The sequence below is a fragment of the Tessaracoccus lapidicaptus genome (assembly GCF_001693815.1).
Classification (GTDB): domain Bacteria; phylum Actinomycetota; class Actinomycetes; order Propionibacteriales; family Propionibacteriaceae; genus Arachnia; species Arachnia lapidicapta.
On record NZ_MBQD01000022.1, the window covers coordinates 225,718 to 238,491 of the forward strand.

The 12,774-nt window shown below is 69.4% G+C and carries 12 protein-coding genes; 1 reads left to right on the plus strand and 11 read right to left on the minus strand.

Translation table 11 applies throughout. The features are described from left to right. Position 1: 1 nt before the first annotated feature. The 11 genes from BCR15_RS09415 to BCR15_RS09465 all read right to left on the minus strand — a co-directional run bounded on the left by BCR15_RS09415 (position 2) and on the right by BCR15_RS09465 (position 11,873). Positions 2-925 (minus strand): carbohydrate ABC transporter permease, encoded by a 924-nt coding sequence (locus BCR15_RS09415; RefSeq protein WP_197971741.1) that lies wholly within the window; start codon positions 923-925, stop codon positions 2-4. Next, a complete protein-coding gene (locus BCR15_RS09420; protein WP_068751936.1) occupies positions 922-2,211 on the minus strand; it encodes an extracellular solute-binding protein in 1,290 nt (429 codons plus the stop codon). Before BCR15_RS09420 ends, BCR15_RS09415 begins: the two co-directional genes overlap by 4 nt. Beyond that, a complete protein-coding gene (locus BCR15_RS09425) occupies positions 2,208-3,164 on the minus strand; it encodes a DMT family transporter (RefSeq protein ID WP_068751937.1) in 957 nt (318 codons plus the stop codon). Before BCR15_RS09425 ends, BCR15_RS09420 begins: the two co-directional genes overlap by 4 nt. A 355-nt stretch (positions 3,165-3,519) precedes the next feature. Further along, positions 3,520-4,527: a LacI family DNA-binding transcriptional regulator gene (locus tag BCR15_RS09430; protein ID WP_176715219.1), complete on the minus strand. Its 1,008-nt coding sequence runs from the start codon at positions 4,525-4,527 to the stop codon at positions 3,520-3,522. Between the two features lie 14 nt (positions 4,528-4,541). After that, the gene (locus BCR15_RS09435; RefSeq protein WP_068751939.1) at positions 4,542-5,951 is read right to left on the minus strand and encodes a GH1 family beta-glucosidase; all 1,410 of its coding nucleotides are present in this window, start codon (positions 5,949-5,951) and stop codon (positions 4,542-4,544) included. Then, positions 5,948-6,856, minus strand: coding sequence for a carbohydrate ABC transporter permease (locus BCR15_RS09440; protein WP_068751940.1), 909 nt, complete (start codon positions 6,854-6,856; stop codon positions 5,948-5,950). Before BCR15_RS09440 ends, BCR15_RS09435 begins: the two co-directional genes overlap by 4 nt. Then, positions 6,856-7,791, minus strand: a complete 936-nt coding sequence (locus tag BCR15_RS09445; RefSeq protein WP_068751941.1) for a carbohydrate ABC transporter permease — start codon at positions 7,789-7,791, stop codon at positions 6,856-6,858. The genes BCR15_RS09440 and BCR15_RS09445 overlap by 1 nt, the downstream gene beginning before the upstream one ends. Positions 7,792-7,865: 74 nt before the next feature. Further along, positions 7,866-9,176, minus strand: coding sequence for an ABC transporter substrate-binding protein (locus BCR15_RS09450; RefSeq protein WP_176715220.1), 1,311 nt, complete (start codon positions 9,174-9,176; stop codon positions 7,866-7,868). 209 nt (positions 9,177-9,385) lie between these two features. Then, positions 9,386-10,897 carry a lysine--tRNA ligase gene (locus tag BCR15_RS09455; protein ID WP_408647384.1) on the minus strand — a complete coding sequence of 504 codons (1,512 nt, stop codon included), beginning with the start codon at positions 10,895-10,897 and terminating at the stop codon, positions 9,386-9,388. A gap of 50 nt (positions 10,898-10,947) precedes the next feature. After that, positions 10,948-11,592: an HAD family hydrolase gene (locus BCR15_RS09460; protein ID WP_141680097.1), complete on the minus strand. Its 645-nt coding sequence runs from the start codon at positions 11,590-11,592 to the stop codon at positions 10,948-10,950. After that, complete coding sequence (locus tag BCR15_RS09465; protein WP_068751945.1) at positions 11,589-11,873, minus strand: cell division protein CrgA; 285 nt, start codon at positions 11,871-11,873, stop codon at positions 11,589-11,591. Before BCR15_RS09465 ends, BCR15_RS09460 begins: the two co-directional genes overlap by 4 nt. Positions 11,874-11,970: 97 nt before the next feature. Here BCR15_RS09465 and BCR15_RS09470 point away from each other — a divergent pair, with 97 nt between their 5' ends. Further along, entirely contained in the window at positions 11,971-12,750 is a 780-nt protein-coding gene (locus BCR15_RS09470; RefSeq protein ID WP_228383364.1) for a DUF881 domain-containing protein, read from the plus strand. Positions 12,751-12,774: the final 24 nt, after the last annotated feature.

Below are 12,774 nucleotides of genomic sequence, written 5' to 3' on the forward strand. Positions count from 1 at the left end.
CTCAGCTCTCGTAGTGGACGAACTTCTTCTGCGCGCCGAACTGGATGGCGGTGATCACCAGGGTCAGGCCGAGCAGGACGATGGAGGCGGCGCTGGAGAGGCCGAACTGCGACTTCGCGAACCCGAGGTCGTAGATGTGGTAGACGATCGTGCGGGTGCCGTTGTCCGGGCCCGCGTTGTTGACCAGGACGAACACCAGGTCGAAGGTCTGCAGCGAGCTGATGAACGCCACCACCGACTGGTAGAAGACGATCGGCGACAGCAGCGGCAGGATGATCTTGAAGAACCGAGCGACGGGGCCCGCGCCGTCGATGGCGGCGGCCTCCATCACCGAGGGAGAGATGGACTGCAAGCCCGCCATGAAGATCACGACGTTGAGCCCGAGCGACGCCCAGATGGTCACCAGACAGACGGCCAGCAGGGCCAGAATGGGGTCGCCGAGCCAGTCGATGGGGGCGATGCCGAACAGCCTGGTGAGCGACCCCGACAGCACGCCGTCGGCGCGCAGGAGCTGCTGCCAGATCAGCGCGATGGCCACCGAGCTGGTGACGACGGGGGCGAAGAACAGCACGAGGTAGAACGCGCGGCCGCGGATCTTGTTGAGCACGACGGCGGCGACGATGGCGAGGAACAGGCCGATCGGCACGGTGACGAGCGCGATGACCATGGTGTTGAGGATCGCGCGGCCGAGGAGCGGGCTGGTCAGTTGGTCGGCGAAGTTGTCGAACCCGATGAACTCCGGCATCCCGAAGCCGTTCCACTCGGTGAAGGCGAGGAGGAACGCGGCCGCGAACGGGAGCAGGGTGAACAGGAGCATGCCCAGCGCCTGGGGCGCGACGAACGCCATGCCCCAGTACTTGTCCCTCTCCCGCCAGCCGCGCCGGGCCGGGGGTCGCCCCCCGGCCACGAGCGGGGCAGCGGTCATGACGCGGTCTTCTCCTCGACGAGCTCGGCGACGGCGTCGAGGGTCTCCTGCGCGCCGGAGCCCGCCTCGTAGAGGGGCTGCATGAACTCCACGGCGATCTGGTTGGACAGATCGGGCACGGCGGCCTCGGTGGCGAAGTTCGAGTAGCCGAGGTCGCGCATGTCGAGCATGGTTTGAGCATGGGCCGGGAAGCCGTCGGCCAGCACGATGTCGTCGGTGCCGGCGATCGACGGGACGGCGTTGCCGGTGCCCTCGAGGCGCAGCTGCTGGCCCTCGGCGCTCAGGAAGAACGAGAAGAAGTCCCAGGCCGCGTCGTTCTCCGCGGCGTCCTTGCTGACGGCCAGGTACGACGCGGCGACGCCGGTGGGCGCGGCCTTGCCGTCGGGGGTGGGCCAGCGGACGATGTCGTAGAGGCTCTCGTCGACGCCCGCGCCGCGGATGGTGCCGATGGTGTAGCGGCCCTGCGCGAGGAAGCCCAGCTGATGGGTGACCAAGAGGGTGTCCTCGCCGGAGCCCTCGGGGAGGAGGTCGGCCAGCTTGAGCTCGCCGGTGGCGAACCGTGCGGCGTACTCGTCGAGCGCCGCGACGCTCTTGGCGTCGGTGTGCGCGACGTAGGCGCCCTCGTCGTCGTAGACCTGGCCGCCGCCGGCGGTCATGATCGAGTCGTGGGTGGCCCAGTAGTTCCAGTAGACGGCTCCGGTGAGGCCGGCGTCGGCCAGCTTGCCGGTCATCTCAAAGAACTTCTCCGTGGTCCACTCGTCGTTGGCGGCGAGCTCGGCCGGGTCCTCGGTGATGCCGGCGGCCTTGAGAGCCTCCTTGTCGTACCAGAGGGCGTCGGGGTTGACGTCGTTGGGCAGGGCGTAGAGCTCGCCCTCCCAGCGGGCGACGTCGAGGACGTTCTCGGCGAAGTCGCCCTCGTCGAGCGAGGACGAGCTCACCGGTGCCAACACGTCGTTGCGGATGACCGACGCGATGCGGTCGTCGCCGACGTAGAACACGTCGGGTGCGGTGCCGGAGGAGAGTTGGGTGAGCAGCTTCGAGTGGTAGTCCGAGTACGACGGCGTGGGCTGGAAGACCAGCTCGACGTCCGGGTTCGCTTCCTTGAAGGAGTCCTGGACGCGGTCGAACATCTTCAGTTCCTCGGGCGAGCCCCAGGTGGACCAGACGACCTTCGCGTCGCCGTCGGTGGGGGTGGAGGCGTTGCCGCCGGAGCAGGCGGTGAGCCCGATCCCGAGGGCGGCGAGGCCGGCCAGGGCGCCGACGCGGCGGCGGGTGAGGATGGTCATAGGGAATCTCCTTCTTGTCTATCTCCGTTGATGACGGGGGGGGGGGGGGGAGGGGTGTCGGCGCCCTCGGGCGCCGGAATCAGGGGGACGTCGTCGGCGGGTCCGGCCTGGCCGCCGGGGATGCCGAGGAGCGTGGCGAGCAGGATCAGGGCGCCGCCGGCGATGAGCCGGAGCGTGACGGCCTCCCCGCCGAAGCCGACGGCGAACGCCGAGGCGAAGACGGGCTCGAACGTCATGAGCAGCGCCACGCGCGTGGGGGTGATGTGCCGCTGGGCCCAGGTCTGCAGCAGCATCGTGACGATGCCGGCGACGACGGCGGTGTAGGCGATGGCGCCCCACACGCCGGGGTCCGCGGGGACGTGGTATCCGCCGGGCAGGCCGAGGAAACCGGCGGTGAGCGCGACGCCGATGAGCTGAACGATGGCCAGGCTCATGGTGTCCATGGAGCGGGACCACCGGTCCAACAGCACGATGTGGACGGCGTAGAGCGTGGCGCCCACCAGGGTGAGGGCCTCGCCGACGCCCCCGCCGCCGATCCCGGTGAGGCTGAGGACGGCCAGGCCGACGAGGGCGAGCCCGACCGCGGCCCAGGTGCGGGCGTTGAGCCGGGCCCGGAACGCGATCCACATGATGATCGGGGTGAGGACCACGTAGGTGCCGGTGATGAACCCCGACACGGAAGCCGCCGTCGTCTGCAGGCCGACGGTCTGGACGATCTGGGCGAGGCCGTAGAGCCCGCCGAGGGCAAGGCCGATCTGCCACTGGGTCGCGGTGAGCCGGCGGAGCCGTCGCCAGAAGATGGCGGCGGGGATCGCGGCGCCGACGGCGAACCGGACCGCCAGGAAGTCGATGGGGTCGATGAGGTTGACGGCGTCCTTGATGATGAAGAACGTCGAGCCCCAGATGGCGGTCACGACGAGGAGCGCGAGCGTCGCCGTCGTTGACCGTCGCATGATTCCTCCTTGAATGTAACCGGTTACATGGGAGTTTAAGTCGTGCGCGGGGCGGATGCAAACGGTCCTGTCAGCGCGGTGGGGGCGGCGCCGTCGCCAGCACTCGCGTGTACTGGCGTCGTCGCCAGCGCTCGTGTCGGCTGGCGCTCTGACGCGGCCGGCCGCGGCGGCCCTCCGCGCCTGCCCTTCTGCGCCGCGCCTGCCCTCTAGAGCAGGCGCGACACACGAAGACAGGCGGCCCGGAACTTCAGGCAGGCGTCAAGACGGGAGGCAGGCGTCGCGACGGGGGGGCAGGCGTCAGGACGGGAGGCAGGCGTCGCGACGGGAGGCAGGCGTCGGGACGGGGGGCAGGCGCCTAGCCGGACTGGCGGACGTGCAACTCCACCGGCAGGATCACCGGCGACGGGGTGTCGCGGCCCTCCACCAGGTTGAGCACCATGAGGGTGGCCTGTCGGCCCAGCTCGACGGCGGGGTTGACGACGGTGGTGAGCGGCGGGTGCGTCTGGGCTGCGGCTTCGAAGTCGTCGAAGCCGATCACCTTGACCTGATCGCCAATCCGGAGCCCCCGCGCCCGCAGCGTGTCCAGGACACCCTGCGCCATCAGATCCGACGCGGCGAAGATCCCGTCGATAGAGGGGTCCGCGTCGAGCAGCTCCGCCGCGGCGCGTGCCCCGGATTCGCGCGTGTAGTCGCCGTGTGCGACAGCCACGCTGAGGCCCGCTGCCTCCAGCACCTCCTGCCAGCCGATCAGGCGGTCGAGGGCCGCAGCCATGTCGATGGGGCCGGCGACGGTGGCAGGGTGTCGGACACCCGTGGCCAGCATCCGCTCGGCGGCGAGCCTGGCGCCGCCGAGGTTGTCGCTGTCGACGAAATACAGTGTGCGCTCAATACCCGGCGGCATCAGCGGCGCGCCCAGGAACACCGTCGGCATCGGCAGCGCGGCGGCCGCGGCTACCAGGCCGTCCGAGCGGTGGTGCGACACGATGATGGCCCCCGCCACGCGGCCCTCCAGGAGGAAGTCGACGACGGCGCCGGAACGGTCAGGGCGGGACGCGAAGACCATGACCAGCTGCATGTCGGTGCCGGCCATGCCGGCGTTGATGCCGGCCACGGCGAGCCCGAAGAACGGGTCCGAGAACACCCGCCCGTCGGGTTCCGGGACCACCATGGCCAGCGTGTTGGACCGGCCGGTCGCCAGGGAGCGCGCCGATGCGTTCGGGACGTAGCCGAGCTTGGCGACCGCCGCGCTCACCTTGGCCGCGGTCTCACCCGCGACCCCCACGTCGCCACGCACCACCCGCGACACCGTCGCCCGCGACACGCCCGCATGCCGCGCGACGTCCTCAAGCGTCGGCCTCATCATCGTCGGTCCCTTCATTACCCCCGCACGCAATTCTCGCTCGCGGCGTCCCGGAAGAACAACGCGGAGGCCTTGGGCGTTCGATGCTGCGTCTCGTAGTCCACGCGGACGATGCCGAACCGCTTGTCGTAGCCCCACGCCCACTCGAAGTTGTCCATGAACGACCACACGAAGTAGCCGCGCACGTCCGCGCCGTGCGAGATCGCGTCGTGGACGGCCACGAGGTGGTCGCGCACGAACGCCACGCGGTCCTGGTCATCGACGAAGCCCTCCTCGTCCGCGACGTCGGGCATGGCAGCGCCGTTCTCCGTCACGTAGAGGGGGATGCCGGCGGGGCCGGTGTACTCCTCGTGCAGGCGCACCAGCAGGCGCGTCAGGCCCTCGGGCTGGATCTCCCAGTCCTGGTCCGTCACGGGCAGCCCCCGCGACACCGACCGCACCCACTCCGAACCGATGTTGGGGTTGCCCCGGAGCCGTCCGTCGGGCCCCACCACAGGCGCGTAATCCGACGACGGAGTCCCGGTGACGGCCTCGCCGTGGTAGTAGTTCACGCCCAGCACGTCGATCGGCGTGGCGATGATCTCCATGTCGCCGGGCTGGATGGCGTCCTCGAGGCCGAGGCCGGCCAGGTCCTCCAGCACATCGGCCGGATAGGCTCCCCGGAATATCGGGTCGAGGAAGAACCGGTTGAACATGCCGTCGATGCGCCGGGCGGCGTCCACGTCCGTCGGTGACGACGGGTCCAGCGGGTCGGCCACAGTGTGGTTGGTGGTGATCCCGAGGGTCGCCGACGGCGCCAGCTCACGCAGCCGCGCCGTCGCCATGCCGTGGGCCAGTAGGAGGTGGTGGCCGGCGTGGAGTCCCTCGCGGCGGTCCGCGTGGCCGGGGGCGTGCTCGCCGCCGGCGTAGGAAAGGAACGACGAACACCAGGGCTCATTGAGGGTGGTCCAGATGTTCACCCGGTCGCCCAGCGCCCCGTGCATCGCCTCGGCGTACTCGACGAAGCGGTAGGCCGTGTCGCGGTTGGTCCACCCGCCGTTGGACTGGAGTGCCGCGGGCAGGTCCCAGTGGTACAGCGTGACCCACGGTGTGATGCCGTGGCCGAGGAGCTCGTCGACCAGCCTCGAGTAGAAGTCCAGCCCCGCGGGGTTGAACTGATCGTCGTCCGGCCGCACCCGCGCCCACGACGTCGAGAAGCGGTACGACTGGAGGCCCAGCTCGGACATGAGCGCCACGTCGTCGGGCATCCGGTGGTAGTGGTCGCAGGCCACCGTGCCGTCGTCGCCGTTGGCGACCGCCCCGGGCTCGCGGCAGAACACGTCCCAGATCGAATCGCGGCGCCCGTCCTCGTGGACCGCGCCCTCGATCTGGAAGGCGGCCGTGGCGCTGCCCCAGAGGAAGCCTTCCGGGAAGGTGTAGGTCGTCATCCCTTGACTGCTCCTTGCATGATGCCGGCGACCAGCTGGCGCCCGGCGACGGCGAACAGGATCACCAGCGGCAACGTGGCGACGACGACGCCGGCCATGATGAGCGAGTAGTCCTTGAAGTACGAGGCCTGCAGCAGCTGCAGTGCCACGGGCAGGGTGGGGTTGGCCGAGCCCAGGATGATGAACGGCCAGAAGAAGTTGGTCCACGAGCCCACGAACGTGAACAGCGCCAGCATCGCGGCGGCCGGCCGGGCGGCGGGCATCGCCACGGACCAGAACGTGCGGATCATGGAGGCGCCGTCGACCCGGGCCGCCTCGATGAGCTCGAACGGCAGTGCTTCGCGCAGGTACTGCGTCATCCAGAACACGCCGAACGCGGTGACCATGCCCGGCACGATGACGGCCTGCAGCTTGCCGACCCAGTCCAGTTCGGACATGAGGATGAACAGAGGCACGATGCTGAGCTGCGTCGGGACGGCCATCGTCGCGATGACGAACACGAGCAGCCCGTTGCTGCCGCGGAACCGGAGCTTTGCGAACGAGTATCCGGCCAGCGTCGAGAAGAACACCACGGAGATGGCGGTCACCGTCGACACGATGATCGAGTTGGCCAGCGCCGTCCAGAACTTGATGTCGGACTCGATGACGCGTGTCACGTTGGTCAGGAACTCCCCGGCCGGGATGAGCGACGGGATGGGGTTGCGGGCGATCTCGCCGGCGTTCGAGGAGGCCAGCAGGATCGTGAACCAGATCGGGTAGAAGGAGATGAGGACGACAGCGGCCAGCGCGCAGTAGGTCAGCCAGCCGGGGCGCTTGTCGACGCCGTGCAGCTTCCGACGGGCGGCGCGCGCCGCGCCCTTGCCCGCGAGCTGCTCGATCATGGGGGTGGACATCTGGGTGGACATCAACGGCCCGCCTTTCCGCTCGACGACGACGAGATGGACCGCGTGATGAGGAAGTTGATGACGCCGACCGCGATGATGATGAGGAAGAGCAGCCACGACACCGCCGCGGCGCGGCCGAAGCTCTTCTGCGCGCCCCAGCCGAGTTCGTAGATGTACATCGTCAGCGTCATCCACTGCCGGTCCGCGCCGCCCTGGCCCAGGGTGTCGAACATGCGCGGCTCGTCGAAGATCTGCAGGCCGCCGATGGTGGAGGTGATGACGACGAAAATGATGGTCGGCCGCAGCATCGGGACCGTGACCGAGAAGAAGGTGCGCCACCGGTTGGCGCCGTCGATGATGGCCGCTTCGTAGATCTCGCGCGGGATCGCCTGCATCGCTGCGAGGAAGATCAGCGCGTTGTAGCCCGTCCAGCGGAAGTTCACCATGGTGGCGATCGCGACGTGGGCTGCGAACGGATCGGCGTGCCAGCCGATGGGGGAGGTGCCGAGGATCTCCAGGACCGCGTTCACGAGGCCTGACTGATCGGCGAAGATCTTGGCGAAGATCAGGGACACGGCCACGGGCGCCACGACGTAGGGCAGCAGGACGCCCATGCGCCAGAAGGTCTTGGCGCGCAGGTTCGTGTCGAGCAGGTAGGCGATGACGATCGCGGCGAGGACCTGCGGGACAGAGGAGAGCAGGAAGATCGAGAAGGTGTTGCGCAGCGCCTTGAAGAAGTTGGGCTGCTGCAGCACGTCGATGTAATTGGTGAGACCCACCATCTCGCCCTGGCCGCCGATGAGGTGCCAGTCGTGCACAGAGACCCAGGCCGTGTAGACCAGCGGGAACAGGCCGACGATGAAGAACAGAATGAAGAAGGGGCTGATGTACAGGTACGGCGACGCCTTGACGTCGAGGCGACTCAGGCGTTGGCTCCGGGTGAGCTGCTGATTCATGGGGGACTCTCTCGCAGGGCGGGGTGACGGGCGGGGTCGGGGGTCGGGGTGTGACCCCCGACCCCGCGGGTGACTCAGCTGAGGCCGAGGGCGTTGTAGGCCTCGAGGGCCTTGTCCCACGAGCCGGCGGCGTCGTCGGTGCCTTCGACGTCGAGGCGGTTCAGCGCGTCGGTGACCAACTGCGCGAGCGCGAAGTAGTTCGGGCCCTTGAACGGCGCGACCTCGATGGCCTTGGCCCGCTCGGCGAGAATCTGGCCGGTCGGGGCGTCGTTGAAGAACGCGTTGGTCTGATCCAGCAGGGCCGGGTCCTCAAGGGCCTCGACCTGCGAGGGGAAGGTGCCCTTGGCCTGGAAGGCCTTGATCTGCTGCTCGGGAGCGGTCAGCCAGGCAGCGAGCTTCTTGGCCTGCTCATGGTTGGCGCCCTGTTCCGGGACGGTCAGGTACGAGCCGCCCCAGTTGCCGCCGCCGCCGGGGAACACGTTGGCGATGTCCCAGCCCTCGACACCCTGCGCGTTGCCCTCGATGACGCCGAGCATCCAGCCGGGGCAGAGCATCGTGGCGAACTTGTCGGTCTGGAATGCGTTGGTCCAGTCCTCGCTCCACTGCGCCAGGCCGGCGGACAGGTTGTCGTCGGTGGCTGCCGTCGCGATGTCGTCGTAGATCGCCTTGATCTCATCGTTCTCGCTCAGCGGGATGGGGGTGCCGTCGGAGTTTTCGAAGGGGTTCTCCACCTGGTTGACCATGCCCTGGAAGGTGGCCGAGGCGGAGTCGAACCACGCCACGCCGCCCGACTTGGCGACGAAGTCCTTGCCGACGTTGAAGTAGGTGTCCCAGTCGCCCTCGAGCAGGTCGGCCACCTCCTCACGATCGGTGGGGAAGCCGGCCTTCTCGAAGAGGTCGGCGCGGTAGCAGATGGCCTCGGGGCCGATGTCGGTTCCGTAGCCGATGACCTTGCCGTCCTCGGTGGTGACCGCCGCGGACTTCCAGTCGAGCCAGCGGCCGTCGAGCTCCGGGTCGGCAAGATCGACGAACTTGTCCGGGTACTGCATGAGCTCGGTGAGCCAGTCGATCTCGATGGCCTCGATGTCGGCCAGGCCGGAGCCGGCCGCCAGGCGGGTGTTCATGTTGTCACGGGCCTCGTTGGAGGTCGCGGCCTTGCGGGCCTCGATGGTGACGTTGGGGTTGTCGGCCATGTACTCCTCGAAGAGCTCTTCGTAGCCGAACTCGTTGAAGGTGGCGACGGTGAGGGTCACCTTCTCGTTGGGATCCGCCGAGGCGGATCCGTTCTGGGTGGCGTCGGGAGTGGTCCCGTTGCCGCTCGAGCAGGCGGTGAGCAGTGCCCCGACGCACGCGACGGCGGCGAGGTTGCGGATGGCAGCACGCACTATGACTCCTTTGTTTGCTGTGCCGATCCGAGAGCGCTCTCACCACATCGTCTGTGAGGTTCGAGAGCGCTCTCAGGGGATTGCTGAAAGGCTAACCCGGGGGTGGCGAGAGAGTCAACTCACGTTACCAACTTGTGATAATCGGCGGCTCGACCACGGTCCGCAGACCGCGTCTCAGGCTCAACGCCCCGCGACGAACGGTGGGGGTGTCAGCCGGCGGAGGGCCGAAGCAGCGGGTAGAGGATCGTCTCCCTGATCCCGACACCGGTGAGCAGCATGATGAGCCGGTCGACACCGAGCCCCAGTCCGCCCATCGGCGGCACGCCGTACTCGAGCGCCTCGATGAAGTCGTTGTCGAACTGCATCGCCTCGGGGTCGCCCCCCGCGGCCTTGATCGACTGCGCCAGCAGCACCTCGCGCTGGATCACCGGGTCCACCAGCTCGGTGAAGCCCGTGCCCCGCTCGAGACCGCCGATGATGAGGTCCCAGGCCTCGACCTTCCCGGCGTCGGTGCGGTGCTGGCGGGCCAGCGGCTGGGCGATCGACGGGTAGTCGTAGACGAACGTGGGCTGGATGAGGTCAGGCTCGATGAGCTCGGCGAAGAGCTCCATCACCATCTTCCCCTCGCCCCACTTCGGGTCGTACTCGACGTCGTGGGCGTCGGCCAGGCGGTGGAGCTCCGGCAGGGGCGTGTCGACGGTGACGTCCTCGCCGAGCTTCTCCGACAGCGTCGGGAACACGGGCAGCCAGGGCCACTCGCCGTCGAGGTCGACGGTGCCCTTCGGCGTCTCGACCTGCCGGGAGCCGACGGCGTCGGCGGAGGCCTGGACGACGTCCTGGATCAGCCGTGCGACGGTGCCCTGGTCCCCCCACGACATGTAGGCCTCGAGCATCGTGAACTCGGCGGAGTGCGTCGAGTCGATGCCCTCGTTGCGGAACACCCGGCCCATCTCGAAGACGCGGTCGGCGCCGCCGACCATGGTGCGCTTGAGGTGCAGCTCCAGCGCGATGCGCATGGTCATGTCGAGGTCGAACGCGTTGATGTGCGTGGAGAACGGCCGGGCCGCGGCTCCGCCGTGCACGAGCTGCAGGATCGGGGTCTCGACCTCGAGGAAGCCCCGGTCGTAGAGCGTGTCGCGGATCGCCCGGGTGATGGCGGAGCGCTTGCGCACCATGTCGCGGGCCTCGTCGCGCACGATGAGGTCCACGTAGCGGCGGCGGACCCGGGCCTCCTCGGACAGGTCCTTGTGCATGACGGGCAGCGGCCGCAGCGCCTTGGCGGCCATCCGCCAGCCGCTGGCCATGACGGAGAGTTCGCCGCGCTTGGATGCGATGACCCGTCCGGTGACCCAGACGAAGTCCCCGAGGTCGACGTCGGACTTCCAGGCCGCCAAGGCCTCCTCGCCCACCTCGGCCAGGGACAGCATGACCTGGAGTCGCTCCCCGGTGTCCTCGGGGCCGAAACCGTCCTGCAGGGTCGCGAAGGCGAGCTTGCCCGTGTTGCGGATGAACACGACGCGGCCACCGGTGGTGACGACGTCGTCGGTCTCCTGCCCGGCCTCCAGGTGACCCCAGCCGGCGCGGATGTCGCGCAGCGTGTGGGAGCGCGTCAGGTCCGCGGGATAAGGATCCCGCCCGTCGGCCAGCAACCGGGCGCGCTTCTCCTTGCGGACGGCGGTCTGTTCCGAGTCGCTGGGCAGGGGGGCGGAGGCATCAGTCACGCGGGCCATCCTAACGGCTGGGCCCGTGGCGCCCGGAATCGCGGCGGGCGTCAGCGCAGCGTGACCCGCACGCCCTCGGGGACCGTCTCGAACCGGACGTCGGCCAGACTCCCGACCGCCCAGTCGGCGGCCAGCTCCTCCGCGCTGTGTTCGGTGAGCACCGCGAGCACCGGCATGCCGGCTGCCCGGGCGGCCGCCACGCCGGCAGGCGCGTCCTCGCAGACCAGGCACCGCTCGGGCGCGACCCCGAGCCGCTCGGCCGCCAGGAGGAAGCTGTCCGGCGCGGGCTTGCCGCGCTCGACCTGGTCCCTCGTGACGACGACGTCCGGCCGCGGCAGGCCGGTGGCCCCGAGCCGGGCGTCGAGCAGCGCCGTCGTGCACGACGTGGCGATGGCCCGCAGGTGGGACGGGATGGCGGCGAAGGCATCGGACGCACCGGGCAGCGCGACCACGCCGTCGACGTCCGACACCTCGAGCTCGTCGATGCGGCGGCCGGCAGCGGGCGCGAGGTCGGCCGGCACCAGGGCGCGTGCCACGGCCTCGGCGGGACGCCCGGTGTACTGGCGCAGCGACTCGAGTTCGATGCCGTACTCCTCAGCCCACACCGCGTAGGCGCGGTGCATGGAGGCGACGGAGTCCGCGATGGTCCCGTCGAAGTCGAAGATGACGGCGTCGAAGGTGCCGAGCACGCTCACTTCCACATCGTCATGCCGACGAAGCTGGCGACGATGAGTCCCAGGCCGATGGCCAGGTTCCAGTCCCCGAGCGCGCGCATGAACCCGATGTGTTCGTAGGCGAGGTTCCAGGTGACCATCCAGGCGACGCCGATGAGGCCCAGTGGCAGGAACACGGCGGGCACCCACGACCGGCCGGCGGGCGCCAGGCGCGCGGTCTCGCTGCGCTGCTCGGCCAGCTCGGACCTGCTCTTGGCCTTCTTCTTCTCGACGGCGGACTTGCGGACTCTCGATTCGGGCACTGTCGTCTCCTTCTAGCGGTTCTTAGCCTAGGTCAGCCGCCCCGAATCGCCCACATCCGCCGGCCGCGCTCGGCCCGCCTGCGGGTACCGTGGGCGCATGAGCATCTGGCGCACCATCGCGGAGCGGGTCCCCCGCGTGCGCGCCAACATGGGCCGAAACCAGCTGCGCGAGCGCTCTGGCCGGGGCCGCGCGACCACCATCCTGGTGTGCGTCCTGGCCGGGTTCATGATGACCGTGGCCGCTCTCGCCGCGCGGGGAACCGACCTGCGCGCCGACCGCAACGCCGACCTCCGCGACCTCATCGTCAGCCAGGGGCGCCGCAACGAGGAGCTCCGCCTCGAGGCCGACCGACTGCGCGCAGAGGTGGCGGCCCTCGGCGATGCCGCCCCCGACATCACCTCGATCACTGGGGCCCTGGATGAGGCACAGCTCGCCGCCAGCATGGTCCCGGTCTCCGGCCCGGGCCTGCGGGTGGTGCTCACCGACGCCCCGAACGACGTGAAGCCGGCGGGGGTCGACGAAGACGCCCTGGTGGTGCACCAGCAGGACATCCAGGCCGTCGTCAACGCGCTGTGGGCGGGCGGCGCGGAGGCCATGACCATCCAGGGGCAGCGCGTCATCGCGACCACGGGCATCAAGTGTGTGGGCAACACCGTGGTGCTGCACGGCATCCCGTACGCGCCGCCCTACGTCATCGAGGCCATCGGGCCGCAGGACGGGCTGGCCGAGGGCCTCGCGGCCTCACCCGCCGTCCAGATCTACCAGCAGTACGTCGACGCCTACGGGCTGGGTTACGGCGAGGAGCGGGTGAGCACCCTGGAGTTCCCGGCGTTCAGCGGCTCGACGGGGGTCTCGGTCGCGCGGGCGTCCGGCTGACATCGTCGCCGAGGCCGTCGGGGT